The organism is Paracandidimonas soli (genome assembly GCF_004342005.1).
GTDB classification, from domain to species: Bacteria; Pseudomonadota; Gammaproteobacteria; order Burkholderiales; family Burkholderiaceae_B; genus Paracandidimonas; species Paracandidimonas soli.
In genome coordinates, this window is sequence record NZ_SMBX01000004.1 from 324,751 (window position 1) to 340,291 (window position 15,541).

Below are 15,541 nucleotides of genomic sequence, written 5' to 3' on the forward strand. Positions count from 1 at the left end.
GCAGCAAGCCAAAGGCACAGCATGGGGGCGCTTCCGGGGTTTCCGGGTTTCCGGATCGTTTATTTCAGGGGACTTGCTATGGAACTGGGCATGGTTCGACGGTTGGCGCTGGGCGCCGTCCTTGCGGCGTCCGTCACGCCGCTGCTGGCGCAGCAGGGCGTCGTCAACGTCTACAACTGGGCCGAATACACGGCGCCCGACACGATCTCGGGCTTCGAGAAGGCGACGGGCATCAAGGCGCGCTACGACGTCTACGACAGCAATGATACGCTGCAGGCCAAGCTGCTGACGGGCAAGTCCGGCTATGACGTGGTCGTGCCGTCCACGCACTACGCGGCGCGCCAGCTGGAAGGCGGCCTGTTCCAGAAGCTGGACCGCAGCAAGATCCCGAACTGGGCCAACCTGGACCCGGAAATCATGGCGCTGCTCGAACCGGTCGATCCCGGCAACCAGTATCTGATTCCCTGGGGCTACGGCACCAACGGCCTGGGCTTCAATGTCACCAAGGCGCGCGAAATCCTGGGCCAGGACGCGCCGCTGAACCGCTGGGAACTGCTGTTCGATCCGGCCAACGCCGAGAAATTCCGCGCCTGCGGCATTTCCGTGCTGGACGAGGCCGCGCAGGTGTTCCCGGCCGCATTGCATTACCTGGGCAAGGATCCCAACAGCAGCGAGCCCGAGGACTACAAGCAGGCGCTGGCGCTGCTCAAGACCATCCGTCCGTTCATCCGCCAATTCAGCTCGTCTGGCTATATCGACGAACTGGCGGCCGGCGACCTGTGCCTGGTGTACGGATTTTCCGGCGATGTCATGATTTCGGCACACCGCGCGCGCGAGGCCCGCAAGTCCTACGAAATCGATTACTTCATCCCGGAGGGCGGCGCGCCCGCCTGGTTCGATACGATGGCCATTCCCAAGGACGCGGCCAACGTCGATGCGGCGCATGCCTTCATCAACTATATCGAGACGCCGGAAGTGCACGCGGCCATCACCAACACCATGTTCTATCCCAACGCCAACAAAGAGGCGCGCAAGCACGTGGTCAGCGAAGTGGCGAACAACCCCATGATCTATCCGCCCAGCGAGGTGTCCCGCACGCTGTTCGTCATCAAACCCCAGCCCCTGCCCATCCAGCGCCTGCAGACGCGCATGTGGGCCGAGCTGAAGTCCGGACGCTGACGCATCATGTATGAAAATCGACCGGCTTCGCCGTCCTGGTCCGGTGACGCCGATGAGTTCGTGCGCATCGAGGACGTCGTCAAGATCTACGATGATACGGTTGCGGTCCAGTCGGTGAACCTGTCGGTTCGCCGGCAGGAAGTCTTCGCGCTGCTGGGCAGCTCGGGCAGCGGCAAGTCCACCTTGCTTCGCATGCTGGCCGGCTTCGAGGAAGTGACCTCCGGACGCATCTACCTGGACAACGAGGACATCACGAACCTGCCGCCGTACCGCCGGCCGGTGAACATGATGTTCCAGTCCTACGCTCTGTTTCCGCACATGAATGTGGAAGCCAACGTGGCGTTCGGATTGAAGCAGGAGGGCGTGCCGCGCAACGAAATCAACGAGCGCGTGTTCGAAGCCCTGGACCTGGTACAGATGGCAGGCTTCGCCCGGCGCAAGCCGCACCAGTTGTCCGGCGGCCAGCAGCAGCGCGTCGCCCTGGCCCGCAGCCTGGTCAAGCGCCCCAAGCTGCTGCTGCTCGACGAGCCCATGTCGGCGCTGGACAAGCAGATCCGCCAGAAGACGCAATTCGAGCTGGTGCGCATCCTGGAGCAGGTGGGCGTGACCTGCATCATGGTCACGCACGACCAGGAAGAGGCCATGACGATGGCGTCGCGCCTGGCCGTCATGACCGAAGGGCAGATCATCCAGTGCGGAACGCCGCACGATGTCTATACCTTTCCCAATTCCCGCTTCGTGGCGGGCTTCATCGGCTCGACCAATCTGTTCACCGGCACCATCACGGTCGACGAGGCGGACCACGTGGCGATCGAAAGCCCGGAACTGACGCGTCCTCTGTACGTGGACCACGGCATCAGCGAGCCGCTGGGCATGGAGGTGTTCATCTCCATCCGTCCCGAGCATTTCCGCGTGCTGCGCGAGCAGCCCGACACGGAGTACAACTGGGGGCACGGCATGGTCAGCCATGTGGCCTGGATGGGCAGCTATGCCCGCTACCAGATCCGGCTCGATGCAGGCAAGGTCATCGAAGCGCATGTGCCCAGCCTCATCCTCGCTCAGGCCGATGCGCCGGGCGTCGACGAGGAGGTATACGTTTCCTGGTCCAACGACAGTGCGACGGTACTGACGACATGAAGATGCTCTCCTGGCGGCAGTGGATTCCCTCGGCACGCACGCTGGCCATCGTGCCGCCGTTCGTGTGGCTGGCGCTGTTCCTGCTGGTGCCTTTCCTGCTGGTGCTCAAGATCAGCTTCGCCGATCTGCAGTTCGGCGTTCCGCCCTACACGCCGCTGGCGGAACTGAAGGACGAGACGCTGTCGATCGCGCTGAACCTGCGCGGCTATGCCTTGCTGTTTTCCGACAGCCTGTACATCGCCACTTACCTGAATTCGGTCAAGATGGCGGCGGTCACCACGCTGTGCTGTATCCTGATCGGCTATCCGCTGGCGTACTATATTGCGCGCTCGAAGCCGTCTATCCGGCCGTTGCTGCTGCTGGGCGTCATCCTGCCGTTCTGGACGTCGCTGCTGCTGCGCGTCTATGCCTGGGTGGGCATCCTGCGCAACGACGGCCTGCTCAACAAGCTGCTGTCTTCGCTGGGGCTGATCAGCGCGCCGCTGGAAATCTATCGCACCGACCTCGCCGTGTACATTGGCCTGGTCTACGCCTATCTGCCGTTCTTCGTCCTGCCGCTGTACGCCACCCTGGTCAAGCTCGACCTGCGCTTGCTGGAAGCCGCCTACGACCTCGGGGCGAAGCCGTGGCGGGCCTTCGCGCAGGTGGTGTTGCCGCTGTCCATGCCGGGCGTGATCGCGGGCAGCCTGCTGGTGTTCATTCCGGCCGTGGGCGAATACGTGATCCCCGAAATGCTGGGCGGCGCCGACACCCTGATGATGGGACGCGTGATGTGGACGGAATTCTTCAACAATGCGGATTGGCCGATGGCGGCCGCCGTTACCTGCGTCATGGTGATGCTGCTGCTGGTGCCGCTGGCGCTGTTCCAGTACAACCAGGTGAAGCAGTTCGAGTCCCGGAAGCGGAGGCGCAATGATACGGCCTAACCGCGTGCTGCGCGCCGTCGTGCTGACGGTCGCCTATTCGTTCCTGTATGTGCCCATCGCCTGCCTGATGGCGTTCTCGTTCAACGACTCGTCGATGATGACGTCCTGGACCGGGTTTTCGCTGCGCTGGTACCACGAACTGTTCGAGGACCAGGCGCTGCTCAGCGCCGCGGCCCTGTCGCTGAAGATCGCCGCGCTGACGGCGACGGCGGCGGTGACCATCGGCACCTGGGCCGGCTATGTGCTGGCGCGCATGGGGCGCTTTCGCGGCTTCGCCCTCTATATCGGCATGGTCAGCGCGCCCCTGGTCATACCCGAAGTCGTGCTGGGCATTTCGCTGCTGCTGATGTTCGTGGAGTTCGGCAAGCTGTTCGGCTGGCCGGACGGCAACGGCGTGTTCACCATCTGGGTGGGGCACGTCACGCTGTGCATGGCGTACGTGGCCATCGTCATCCAGTCGCGCATCCGCGATCTCGACCGCTCCCTGGAAGAGGCCGCGCTTGATCTCGGCGCCTCGCCGCTGAAGGTGTTTTTCCTGATCACGCTGCCGCTGATCGCGCCGGCCATGCTGGCCGCCTGGCTGCTGGCGTTCACACTGTCGCTGGACGATGTGGTGATCGCTTCCTTCCTGTCGGGTCCGGGCTACACTACCTTGCCCCTGGAGGTTTTCTCCAGGGTGCGGCTGGGGTTGAAGCCCGAGATCAATGCATTGGCCACGCTGTTCATGCTGGCGGTCGGCATCTGCGTCATCGTCGCCAACCGCATGCAATGGCGGGCAAAGGAGAATTCATGAGCCTTACCCTTTACGGATTGAGCAAGTGCAGCACCTGCGTCAAGGCGCGCCAATGGCTGGACGCGCATGGCGTGCCGCATACGTTCGTCGATTACCGCGACAACCCGGTTGCGCCGGCAAAACTTTCCGCGTGGGCCGAGTCCCTGGGAGGCTGGGAGAAGCTGGTGAATCGCGCCTCCATGACATGGCGCAACCTGCCGGCCGAGCGCAAGTCGCCGGAAACCGCCGAACAGTGGCTGGCGCTCATCGCCGAATTCCCTGCGCTGGTGCGTCGTCCCGTCGCCGACAGCGGGGATGCGGTCGGCGTCGGCTTCTCCGAAAAGGCGTACACTGCGCGTTTTTCCTGAGCTGATGAAGGCATTGCCATGTTCACACAGCAGCAACTGAAAGAGCACGTCGCGCAGGCCGCGGTCGAGCATATTCTTCCTCTTCTGGCCGCGGACAGCGTTCTGGGCGTGGGTACGGGATCCACCGTGGATCTTTTCATCGATGCCCTGGCGCCTCATCGCGAGCGCTTCCGCGCCGCCTGCTCCAGTTCCGAGCGCAGCACGCAGCGCTTGCAACAGCACGGCTTCCAGGTGCTGGACCTGAACACCGTCGAAACCATGCCGGTCTATGTGGACGGCGCCGATGAAATCGACGGGCGCCTGAATATGCTCAAGGGCGGCGGCGGCGCGCTGACGCGGGAAAAAATCGTGGCTTCGGTGGCGGAGCGTTTCGTCTGCATCGCCGACGAAAGCAAGCTGGTGGACGTGCTGGGCAAGTTTCCCCTGCCGGTCGAGGTTATCCCCATGGCGGCGGCAAGCGTATCCCGCCGCCTCGCCGCCCTTGGAGGAAAGCCGGCGCGCCGCGAGGGCTTCGTGACGGACAACGGAGGATGGATCCTGGACGTGTCGGGCCTTGCGATCACGGCGCCGGCGGAATTGGAGTCCACCATCAACGACATCCCGGGCGTGGTGACCTGCGGCCTGTTTGCCCTGTCCGGGGCGGATGCGGCGCTGCTTTCCACGCAGCAGGGCATACGCACGCTGGCCCGCCAGGCCTGATGCTTCGCGCACGGCCGTCATAATCCTGTCATCAAGCTGTCGTAAGCTGCCGTACTGAACCGTTCTGGAGCGGCATTCGCCGTTTCCATGATGGGCTGCTTGCGTGAAGGCGGCTGTACTTATAGTATTGGAACAGTCGCATTCATGCGTGATTTCAATCGTTGATCCAGGGATGGCCTAGGCGGATATGTCCGAGCACACCAACAAACAGTTTCACACAGATCTCGAAGCCACACGTTCGCTGTTCCTGCAGATGGGCGGCCTGGTGGAGTCCATGATCCAGGACAGCATGGAAGTCCTGGCAACGGGCGACGTATCCCTGGTCGACAACGTGCGCGAGCGCGAAAAGGAAGTCAATCAGCTGGAAGTCGAGATCGATGAGCGCATCGGCCTGCTGATCGCGCGCAACCAGCCCACGGCGGGAGACCTGCGTTTCCTGCTGTCGGTTTCCAAGATGCTGACCGATATGGAGCGCTGCGGCGACGAGGCCGACAAGATCGCCAAGGTGGCCCGCCGCCTGTACGAGGCCGACTCGGGCTACTCTCCCGTGGTCGAGCTGCGTCACATGACTGGCTACGTCACGGGCATGCTGCGCGACGCGCTCGATGCCTTTGCCCGCGAAGACCCCCTGCATGCCGCCAAGGTGGTGCGCGACGACAAGGAAGTCGACAAGGAATGGAAGGGCGCTCTGCGCCACATCATCACTTACATGATCGAGGATCCGCGCACGATCTCCCGCTCCATCGACCTGATCTTCATCGCGCGTTCCATCGAGCGCATCGGCGATCATGCCAAGAACATGGCGGAGCGCGTCATCTACATGGTGCGCGGAGACGACGTGCGCCATACCGGCGTGAAGAACACCGAACGCACGGCGCGCGGCGAGGCGCAGGTCGAGTCCAAGGAAGACGACTGACACTTCCTGGCTTTAGACGGGAGTGGCTCCCTTGAAGGGATGCCACGCGAAAAAGCCGATCCCCGCAGGGAAATACCACGGGGATCGGCTTTTTGCCGCTTCAGTCCGAGGGAGGGACGTAGCCTTGCGCCTCGATGTCGGCATCGTCGAACAGGAATTGTTCCATCTGTTCGGCCAGATATTTCCTGGCGCGGGCGTCGGCCAGGTTGAGGCGGTTTTCATTGACGAGGCGGGTCTGGATGTCCACCCATTGCGCCCAGGCCTGTTTTGAAATGCTGCGCCAGATGCGCGTGCCCAGTTCACCCGGATAGGGAGGGTAGTCCAGGCCTTCGGCCTCGGTTTTCAGCTTTGCGCATTGAATCATGCGTGCCATTGCGTTTTCTCCTGTATTGATTGGTTTGCCGGGACAATGCATGGATTGTACCGGCGAGACGGGCTGCCCGCATCGAGCGGGCAGGCGTCTTCAGGGGTATTCGGGGAGGGCGGGCCATCGGGAAAGGCATGGCCCGCGCGCATGCCTACAGCTTCTTGATGAACACCAGACTGTTGCGCGAGCGGTTGTAGATGGTCTGGCGTTCCTTGGGCAGGTCGGAAATGCCGCCCTGGACGAAGCCGCGCTTGATGAACCAGTGGGAAGTGCGCGTTGTCAGCACGAACAGGCGTTTGGCGCCCATGGCGCGTGCGCGCGATTCGGTATGCCGCAGCAGCAGCTCGCCTTCGCCGGAGCCCTGCCATTCGGGATGCACGATCAGGCAGGCCATTTCGGCCATTTTTTCTTCCGGGTAGGGGTTCAGCTGCACGCAACCGTAGATGACGCCGTCGTGCTCCAGCACGGTGAAACGCTCGAACTCGCGTTCGACGACAGCGCGGCCGCGGGGAACGAGCGTGCCGTCGGCTTCCAGCGGATCGATCAGTTGAACGATGGCGCCGACATCATCGATGGTGGCGGGGCGCAAATCGTCCAGCGTGTCTTCGACCACCATGGTGCCGACGCCATCGTGCGTGAAGATTTCGAGCAGCACGCTGCCGTCCTGGGTGTAGGACACCAGATGCGCGCGGGCCACGCCGCGCTTGACGGCCTTGGAGGCGTGCTCGAGGAACGATGCCGTGTCTTCGTCCAGCGAGGCGCTGGCCAGCAGGGCGTCGGCGTCTTCGCGGGCCAGCTCGGTATCGACGGAGCCGTCCGCATCGTGGATGGTGTGATCCCGGGTGAGGAAAATCAGCTTTTCCGCGCGCAGGGCAACCGCCATGTGCGTGGCCAGGTCTTCCATCGCCAGGTTGAATGCTTCGCCAGTGGGAGAGAAACCGAGCGGCGAAAGCAGTACGATGGAGCTTTGGTTCAGGATGCTCTTGATGGCATCCAGATCCATCTTGCGCACGGCGCCGGTATGCTGGTAGTCGACGCCATCGATGACGCCGACCGGACGCGCGGTGACGAAATTCCCGGAAATGACGCGCACCTGAGCGTGCGACATGGGCGTATTCGGCAGCCCCTGGCTGAAGGCGGCCTCGATATCCAGACGGATTTCGCCGGCGGCTTCCTTGGCGCATTCCAGGGCTTCCGGGCTGGTGGGCTCGATGCCGCGCCCGAACTGCATGTCGTAGCCCTTGAGCTTCAATTGCTCGTTGACCTGCGGACGGGAACCGTGGACCAGCACCAGCTTCACGCCCAGCGCGGTCAGCAGGGAGAGATCCTGGATCAGCGCGTTCAGCGCGCCATCGCTGACCAGTTCGCCGCCGAATGCCACGACGAAGGTCTTGCCGCGGAACGCGTGCACGTAGGGAGCCACCTCGCGGAACCAGCGCACGAACTGTGCGGGCGCGAATTCTGGGGCATCCTGTGCGGAAAAGGTATCGGGTTCGCTGGCGGTCATTTCTGCGGGTGCAAGGGCGCACGATATGGATTGGCTAACTCAAAATTATAATCAGGGCTGTCAGGTCAAGAAGAGTTTTCATGCAAGAGTCTGTGAAACTGTCGGTAAAGCAACACATGCCAACGCAGCAAGAGGCGCCCGAGCCCAGGCCGCTGCCCGATATCCGCTATCCGGAAGAATTGCCGGTCAGCGCGCGCCGCGCCGATATCGCGGCCGCCATCCGGGACCACCAGGTCGTCATTGTGTCGGGCGAAACCGGGTCCGGCAAGACCACGCAGCTGCCCAAGATCTGCCTGGAGCTGGGGCGCGGCAGCGGCAAAATGATCGGCCATACCCAGCCGCGCCGGCTGGCGGCCACTTCCGTCGCGCGCCGGATCGCCGAAGAGCTGCAATCGGAACTGGGCGACTGGGTGGGCTACCAGATACGCTTCAACGACAAGACGGGCGAGCGCACGGCCATCAAGCTCATGACCGACGGCATCCTGCTGGCGGAGTCGCAGCGCGACCCGCTGCTGCGCCGCTACGACACCATCATCATCGACGAAGCGCACGAGCGCAGCCTGAACATCGACTTCCTGCTGGGATTCCTGCACCAGTTGCTGCCTCGGCGCAAGGACCTGAAGCTGATCATCACGTCGGCCACCATCGATGCCAAGCGCTTCGCCGAGCATTTCTCCGTGCGAGGCAAGCCCGCGCCAGTCATCGAGGTATCGGGGCGCTCCTGGCCGGTGGAGATCGTCTACCGGCCGGTGCTGCGCGATCAGGAGACGCAGAATGGCGGACAGCCGGCGCAAGCGCAGCGGGCGGACGAGGAAAGGGACCTGATCGACGCCGTGGTCGACGGCGTGGGCGAGTGCATACGCCATGGCGGCGGCGATATCCTGGTGTTTCTTCCCGGCGAACGCGAGATCCGCGAAGCGGCGGACGCCATCCGCAAGCAGCGGCCCGCCGGATTGCAGGTACTGCCGTTGTTCGCTCGCCTTTCGCAAGCGGAGCAGGACAGCATCTTTCGTCCCCAGGGCAATACGCGGCGGGTGGTGCTGGCGACCAACGTTGCCGAAACTTCGCTGACGGTGCCGGGCATCCGCTTCGTGATCGACAGCGGCCTGGCCAGGGTCAAGCGCTATTCGTGGCGCAACAAGGTGGAGCAGCTGCGCATCGAGCCCGTCAGCCAGGCATCGGCCAACCAGCGCTCGGGGCGCTGCGGCCGTATCGGCCCAGGATACTGCATCCGCCTTTACGACGAGACGGACTTCAAGAACCGTCCCGCCTTCACCGATCCGGAAATCCTGCGCTCGTCGCTGGCGTCCGTCATTCTTCGCATGAAGGCGCTGAAGCTGCGCGACATAGAATCGTTTCCGTTCGTGGACGCGCCGTCGGGCCGCGCCGTCGCCGACGGCTATCACCTGCTGCAGGAGCTGGGGGCGCTGGACGAGGGCAACACGCTCACCCCGGTCGGCAAGACGCTGGCGCGCCTGCCGGTCGATCCGCGCCTGGCGCGCATGATCCTGGCCGCACACGAAGGGCAATGCCTGGACGAGGTGCTGGTCATTGCGTCGGCGCTGTCGGTGCAGGATCCGCGCGAACGCCCGCTGGCCGAGCGCGATGCCGCCGAGAACGCCCAGGCGCGTTTCCGCGATCCCAAGTCGGAGTTCATCGCCTATCTCAATCTGTGGCGCTGGTGCACGCAGGCCTATAAAGAACGGGAGTCGCAGCGCAAGTTCGCCGAGCAGTTGCGCAAGGCCTACGTATCGCCGCTGCGCTTTCGCGAGTGGCGCGATGTGCATGAGCAATTGCTGTCCATGGCCAGGGAGCACAGCTGGAAGCCCAACGCCACGCCGGCCACGTTCGAGCAGATCCACAGCGCGCTGCTGGCCGGCCTGCTGGGCAACGTGGGGGTGAAGACCGAAGAGAGCAGCCAGTATCAGGGGGCGCGGGACATCAAGTTCCACATCCATCCCGGTTCCACGCTGGCGCGCAAGGCCGGACGCTGGGTCATGGCGGCGGAACTTGTGGACACCTCGCGTCTCTACGCCCGCACCGTGGCCACGATCGACCCGGTATGGGTGGAGCGCGTCGGAGCGCATCTGCTGAAGCGCTCCTGGTCGGATCCGCGCTGGGAAAAGAAGGCGGGCCAGGTCGTTGCGAACGAACGCGCCACGCTGTACGGCCTTCCGGTCTATACCGGCAGGCGGGTGCACTACGGGCCGATCGATCCCGCGATGTCCCGCGAGCTGTTCATCCGCCAGGCCCTGGTGGAGGGCCAGATCGAAGGCAGCTTTCCTTTCCTGGACCACAACCGCAAGCTGGTGCTGTCGATCGAGCGCCTCGAGCACCAGTCGCGCCGCCCCGACATCCTGGTGGACGACAGCCTGATCCATGCCTTCTACGACGAAAAGATCCCGCAGGATATCTACCAGACGGCGACGTTGCGGGCCTGGCTGCAGCGCCTGGACAAGACGCAGGCCAAGGCATTGCTGCTGACGCGCGATGCGCTGATGCGCCATGAGGCCGACGGCATCACGACCGAGGTGTTCCCCCGCCGCTTGCAATGGCAGGGCGTGGACATGGCGCTGGACTACCATTTCGAGCCCGGCTCGGTGCGCGACGGCGTCACCCTGTCGGTGCCGTTGTTCGCGCTGAACCAGATCGATCCGGTGCGCTGCGAATGGCTGGTGCCCGGCATGCTGAAGGAGAAGGTGCAGTGGCTGCTGAAGTCGCTGCCGCAGAAGCTGCGGCGCCATTGCGTGCCGCTGCCGGACTACGCGGCGGGGTTCTACGAGCGCTGGTTCGAGCGCGCCGCGGATCCCGGCATGGGCCTGCTGGACGCCATCGCCAAGGATATGTGGGAGCAGGTCAAGGTGCGCCCCGAGCGCACGGATTTCAAGCTGGAAACGCTTCCGGCCCACCTGTTCATGAACTTCAAGGTGATCGACGAGCATGGGCGCATGCTGTCGGGCGGGCGCAATCTCGACCAGCTCAAGGCCGAGCATGGCCGCCAGGCACAGGCGTCGTTCCAGCAGTTGGCGGGCAAGGACGCCCAGGTGGCGCAGGCGCTGGCGCACGAATCGCTGACGGGATGGACATTCGGCGAGCTGCCGGAAATCATGGAGATCCAGCGCAAGGGCAGGACGGTCATCGGCTATCCCGCCCTAGTGGATGCGGGAGCGCATTGCCAGGTCGACGTCTACGACGACCCCGAACAGGCCCGGCGTCATCATCGCGGCGGCTTGCGGCGGCTTTTCCGTCTGGCGCTGCGCGAACAGGTGAAATTCCTGGAAAAAAACCTGCCCGACCTGACCAGGATGGGCATGCTCTACATGAGCCTGGGCACGCAGGAGGAACTGCGCGACCAGATCGTCGATGCGGCGCTGGAGCAGGCCTGCATGCAGGAGCCATGGCCGTCGGACCAGGCGGGTTTCGAGAGCCGCTGCGCGGAAGGAAAGTCCAGGCTGGGCCTGCTTGCGCAGGAAATCGCCCGCCTGGCCATGCAGATCCTGACGGAGTGGCAGGCGGTGCAGAAAAAGCTGCCGCAAGCCAGGCCGCATGCCGACAATTACGCCGACATCCAGCGTCAGTTGACCGGACTGATGGGCAAGTGGTTCGTGCGTGATACGCCGTATGCGCAGCTCAAGCACTTCCCGCGCTACCTGAAGGCGGTGCAGGGACGCATCGACCGCCTGCGCACCGATCCCGGGAGGGATGCGAAGCTGATGGCGGAGTTCGGTCCGCTGCAGGCGCAGTACCAGCGCGCCCTGTCGGCGCGCAAGGGCGTGCCCGATGCCGGCCTGGAGGGATTCCGCTGGATGATGGAAGAGCTGCGCGTATCGCTGTATGCGCAGGAGCTGCGCACGCCCATGCCGGTTTCGGTCAAACGGCTGCAGAAGGCCTGGGATGCGATGCAGCGCTAGCGGCTGCGCTTTGTCGGCTGAGTTGCCATAAGGATTCGGCCACTGGCGTCATTTCGGCGTGCTGGCGATAAAGACGGATCTCTATGGAAACCTGCCAGCCGGCGTCGCCGGCACGCAGCAGTTTTCCTGATGCAAGCTCATCGGCGATGAGTGACTCGGGCAGCCATGCGATACCCCGGCCTTCCAGTGCCATTGTCTTGAGCATGACGGCGTAGTGCGCCGTGAAGACTGCGGTAAAGCCCGCGCTTGCCGTGGCCGTAGTGCGAAGCCGCAGCTGGTCGCGCAGGCACGTGCGCAGGATGCGTCCCAGGCCCGACTCCTCGCCGTACATCAGGATCGGCGCTTCCATGTCGGCGGAAAGCCGGTAGAGCGGTTTGGACGATGCCTCGGAAGCGGGGATGGATACTGGAACCAGTACATCCCGTCCCAATGTCAGCACCGGGTAGTGAAACTCGTCCAGCCTGCCGGGCGCGTTGGCGTGGCCGTGGCATAGCACAAATTGCACCCGGCGCTGGAGCATCAGGTCTTCGCAGGCCTGCAGGCTGTCCGACATGGTCTGTACCGGTCCCAGGCGCAATTGGGATTCCATGCCTGAAAGCCAGCGGGGAAAAACCGTCAGAGACAGGGCATTGGTTGCCGCAATCCGCAGGCTGATGGCGGCCAGGTCATGCACTGCCCGGGTCTTGATGCGCGCCGCCTGCAGGTCGGCCAGCAGGGCTTTGACCAGAGGGTGAAAGCGTTCTCCGGCCATCGTCAGCGCGGCGGGATGAGCCGTGCGGTCGAACAGTTCGACACCGACCCATTCCTCCAAAGAACGGATATGGCGGCTGAATGCGGGCTGAGCGATGGCGCGTGCCTGCGCGGCGCGTGAAAAGTTTCCGTGTTCGGCCAGGGCGAGAAAGTCTTCCAGCCATTCCAGGTCGAGCGGGCGGTTTTCTGGTCCCATGTGAGGCCTGTTTCGGGTAGCGACGGATTCCGGGGTTCACATCGCGAATAGATGTATGCATTTCCAGTATTGGACTGCCGCGGTTGTGCGGCGACATCATAGCGCCATCACAGTACAGCAATAAATACAGGAGAACCAGTAATGCCTTCCATCGGGAACTATCGCGGTATCATCCCGGCCATTGCCTGCCCGTTCACCCCGGATCACAGAATCGACGAGCCCGCGCTGCGCAAGCTGGCATCATGGCTTGCCGGCCACGACGGCGTGGTGGCGGTGATGACCAACGGACATACGGGAGAGGTATTCGCCTTGACGCCGGCCGAGCGCGCGGAGGTGACGCGTATCGTTGCGGATGAGCTGAAAGGGCGCTTGCCAGTCATCTCTTCCATCGTGTGCGAGGGCCTGGCCGAGGCTGCTGCGCATGCGGGTGCAGCCAGGAAGGCGGGGGCGGCCGCCCTGGACGTCATGCCGCCGCATCACTGGCTGCGATTCGGCTTTACCCCGGAGCATGCGCTTCAGTATTTCGACGCGATCCACCAGGCGGCTCCCGAGCTGGATCTTGTCTGCCACGTCTATCCCGCATGGACGCGGGCGTCATACTCCTGCACGCTGCTGGCCGAACTCGCCAGACTGCCTTACGTCCAGGCGTTCAAGGTGGGACAGCGGGACATGAACAAATATGCAAGAGACATCCAGGCGATCCGCGAGGCCGATGCGGGCAAGGCTGTCCTGACGTGCCACGACGAATATCTGCTGGCTTCCATGGTGCAGGGCGTGGATGGCGCACTGGTGGGGTTTGCGACATTCATCCCCCAGCTCATCATCGATCTCTGGGAGGCGGTGAAGGCGGGCGACCTGAAGATGGCGATGGACATCCAGGCAGTGATCACGCCGTTGAAGGATGCTGTGTACGGCGGGGGAGAGCCGACGGGAGAGGCGCATGCCAGGATGAAGGGAGGCATGTATCTCGCGGGAGTCATCGACGATGCGACGGTCCGCCCGCCGACATTGGCTCCGGACGAGCATGAAATGCAGGCGCTGCGCGCCGCGGTGAAGCAGGCTGGGTTGTTGCGGAGATAAGGCTCGCATCCGGCGATTGGCTGCGAGGCGATTCAAGAACAAGGGAGACAAGCGATATGCAAACGAAAAAACGGCATCTGATCAAGACAGTGTTATGCGCAGTGGCGGCATGTGGCGCCGCCGCGCCTGCGATGGCGGACACGTATCCTTCCAAGTCCGTGCGCATGATCATTCCATTTCCGCCTGGCGGCACTCTGGATGTGGTCGGACGCATGCTGGCGCAGCAGTTGGGCGAGCAGATGGGACAATCGTTCGTCGTGGAAAACAGGCCTGGAGGCAACGGTACGATCGGCGCGGCCGCCGTTGCGAGATCGGAAGCCGATGGCTATACGCTGCTGTTCAATGCGTCCACGTTCATCAGCGCTCCCATGACCATGAAATCCGTGCTCTACGACACGGACAGGGATTTCACTCCTGTGGCGTCGGTGGCCAAGGCGCCCATGTCCGTCTCCATCAACAAGGATCTTCCGATCAGCGATGTGAAATCTCTTGTGGCGTATGCCAAGGCCAATCCAGGGAAGATGACCTTTGCGGTCGGCTCCATCGGTTCCGCGGGCCACCTTGCCACGGAGCTGCTGCGTCGCTCGGGAAACCTGGATTTCATGATCGTTCCCTATCGGGGAACCGCTCCCGCATTGCAGGACCTGATCGGCGGAAGGATCGATGGGTTCATCGATCCCATCCTGGGTTCGCTGTCGTACCATCAGAGCGGCATGCTGAAAGTCGTGGCCGTGACGTCGGAGGAACGTGCCGGCAATCTGCCCGACGTTGCCACGGTGGGGGAGACGATACCCGGATACGCCTTTTATAGCTGGTATGGGTTGTGGGGGCCGAAGAGCCTGCCGGATGACATTGCGGCCAGGCTGAACGGCGAGGTGGGCAAGGCGCTCGAAGTGATGGGGCCGGCGCTGAAGGAACAAGGCCTGTTGTCATCGCCGGGAAGCATCGAGGAATTCAGGCAATTCCAGAAGCAGGAAATGGACCGGATGAAAAAGATCATCACGGAAGGAAATATCCGTGCCGAATGAGGCAGCCGGCAGATACGCCGTCGTCACCGGCAGCAGCAGCGGCATCGGTCTTGCCGTTTGCCGCAGGCTCCTGTCGGAAGGCTGGCGGGTATCCGGCGTGGACAGGGCGGATCCGGCCGTGGAGCATCCCGCCTTTTTCCCGCTCCGGCTGGATCTGTCCGATGACGAGCAATGTGCGCAGGTGCGGGAGCGCCTGGAACGGACGCCGGACGCACTGGTGCATGCCGCGGGCATACTGCGCACAGGCGGGCTTGGAGACATGTGCGCGGAGGACGGATTGCTGATGTGGAAGCTGCATGTGCATGCGGCCAGCCTGCTGGCAAATGCCATCGTGCCGCAGATGGTGGAGCGCGGGTCGGGACGGGTGGTATTCCTGGGCAGCCGTGTGGCCGGCGGACTGCCTTTGCGGGGCCAGTATGCGGCAAGCAAGGCGGCGCTGGTCGCCCTGGCACGCAGCTGGGCGGCCGAGGTGGTGTCGAGCGGGGTCACGGTCAACGTCGTCTCTCCGGGAGCGACCGCAACCGCCATGCTGTCCGGTCCCGGACGCGCAGCAAGCCAGCCCCGTCTGCCGCCGATCGGCCGGCTGATCGAACCTGACGAAGTGGCCGGGCTGGTTTCCTATCTTCTGGGGCCGGGGGCTGGAGCCGTGACCGGCCAGAATATCGCGATTTGCGGCGGATCCTCGCTGAGCTATTGAGGAACAAG

14 protein-coding genes are annotated in these 15,541 nt (G+C 63.6%); 11 read left to right on the forward strand and 3 right to left on the reverse strand.

Annotated features, from left to right (window positions below; translation table 11 throughout):
- The first annotated feature begins 78 nt into the window (after positions 1-78).
- The 7 genes from EV686_RS10775 to phoU all read left to right on the forward strand — a co-directional run bounded on the left by EV686_RS10775 (position 79) and on the right by phoU (position 5,997).
- The gene (locus EV686_RS10775; protein WP_132476849.1) at positions 79-1,179 is read left to right on the forward strand and encodes a polyamine ABC transporter substrate-binding protein; all 1,101 of its coding nucleotides are present in this window, start codon (positions 79-81) and stop codon (positions 1,177-1,179) included.
- Between the two features lie 6 nt (positions 1,180-1,185).
- Positions 1,186-2,316 carry an ABC transporter ATP-binding protein gene (locus tag EV686_RS10780; RefSeq protein ID WP_132476851.1) on the forward strand — a complete coding sequence of 377 codons (1,131 nt, stop codon included), beginning with the start codon at positions 1,186-1,188 and terminating at the stop codon, positions 2,314-2,316.
- Entirely contained in the window at positions 2,313-3,242 is a 930-nt protein-coding gene (locus EV686_RS10785) for an ABC transporter permease subunit (RefSeq protein WP_132476853.1), read from the forward strand. Before EV686_RS10780 ends, EV686_RS10785 begins: the two co-directional genes overlap by 4 nt.
- Positions 3,229-4,035 carry an ABC transporter permease subunit gene (locus tag EV686_RS10790; RefSeq protein WP_132476855.1) on the forward strand — a complete coding sequence of 269 codons (807 nt, stop codon included), beginning with the start codon at positions 3,229-3,231 and terminating at the stop codon, positions 4,033-4,035. The genes EV686_RS10785 and EV686_RS10790 overlap by 14 nt, the downstream gene beginning before the upstream one ends.
- On the forward strand, positions 4,032-4,382 hold the full coding sequence (locus tag EV686_RS10795; RefSeq protein WP_132476857.1) for a Spx/MgsR family RNA polymerase-binding regulatory protein: 351 nt from the start codon (positions 4,032-4,034) through the stop codon (positions 4,380-4,382). The genes EV686_RS10790 and EV686_RS10795 overlap by 4 nt, the downstream gene beginning before the upstream one ends.
- An 18-nt stretch (positions 4,383-4,400) precedes the next feature.
- On the forward strand, positions 4,401-5,081 hold the full coding sequence (gene rpiA, locus EV686_RS10800; protein ID WP_132476859.1) for a ribose-5-phosphate isomerase RpiA: 681 nt from the start codon (positions 4,401-4,403) through the stop codon (positions 5,079-5,081).
- Between the two features lie 187 nt (positions 5,082-5,268).
- Positions 5,269-5,997, forward strand: a complete 729-nt coding sequence (phoU, locus tag EV686_RS10805; RefSeq protein WP_132476861.1) for a phosphate signaling complex protein PhoU — start codon at positions 5,269-5,271, stop codon at positions 5,995-5,997.
- A gap of 100 nt (positions 5,998-6,097) precedes the next feature.
- Here the strand turns inward: phoU and EV686_RS10810 are convergent, their stop codons facing one another.
- The gene (locus tag EV686_RS10810) at positions 6,098-6,370 is read right to left on the reverse strand and encodes an oxidative damage protection protein (protein ID WP_132476863.1); all 273 of its coding nucleotides are present in this window, start codon (positions 6,368-6,370) and stop codon (positions 6,098-6,100) included.
- Positions 6,371-6,515: 145 nt separating this feature from the next.
- Positions 6,516-7,871 carry an amino-acid N-acetyltransferase gene (gene argA / locus EV686_RS10815; RefSeq protein ID WP_132476865.1) on the reverse strand — a complete coding sequence of 452 codons (1,356 nt, stop codon included), beginning with the start codon at positions 7,869-7,871 and terminating at the stop codon, positions 6,516-6,518.
- Between the two features lie 116 nt (positions 7,872-7,987).
- Between argA and hrpA the strand changes: the two genes are divergently transcribed.
- On the forward strand, positions 7,988-11,782 hold the full coding sequence (gene hrpA / locus EV686_RS10820; RefSeq protein ID WP_243650847.1) for an ATP-dependent RNA helicase HrpA: 3,795 nt from the start codon (positions 7,988-7,990) through the stop codon (positions 11,780-11,782).
- Here hrpA and EV686_RS10825 read toward each other — a convergent pair.
- Positions 11,742-12,728: a LysR family transcriptional regulator gene (locus EV686_RS10825; protein WP_132476869.1), complete on the reverse strand. Its 987-nt coding sequence runs from the start codon at positions 12,726-12,728 to the stop codon at positions 11,742-11,744. The genes hrpA and EV686_RS10825 overlap by 41 nt on opposite strands.
- Before the next feature lie 141 nt (positions 12,729-12,869).
- Here EV686_RS10825 and EV686_RS10830 point away from each other — a divergent pair, with 141 nt between their 5' ends.
- Genes EV686_RS10830 through EV686_RS10840 form a run of 3 tightly spaced genes read left to right on the forward strand, consistent with a single transcriptional unit; the run spans position 12,870 to position 15,533 of the window.
- On the forward strand, positions 12,870-13,808 hold the full coding sequence (locus EV686_RS10830; RefSeq protein ID WP_132476871.1) for a dihydrodipicolinate synthase family protein: 939 nt from the start codon (positions 12,870-12,872) through the stop codon (positions 13,806-13,808).
- A gap of 56 nt (positions 13,809-13,864) precedes the next feature.
- A complete protein-coding gene (locus tag EV686_RS10835; protein ID WP_132476873.1) occupies positions 13,865-14,836 on the forward strand; it encodes a Bug family tripartite tricarboxylate transporter substrate binding protein in 972 nt (323 codons plus the stop codon).
- On the forward strand, positions 14,826-15,533 hold the full coding sequence (locus tag EV686_RS10840; protein ID WP_132476875.1) for an SDR family NAD(P)-dependent oxidoreductase: 708 nt from the start codon (positions 14,826-14,828) through the stop codon (positions 15,531-15,533). Before EV686_RS10835 ends, EV686_RS10840 begins: the two co-directional genes overlap by 11 nt.
- The last annotated feature ends 8 nt before the right edge of the window (positions 15,534-15,541 follow it).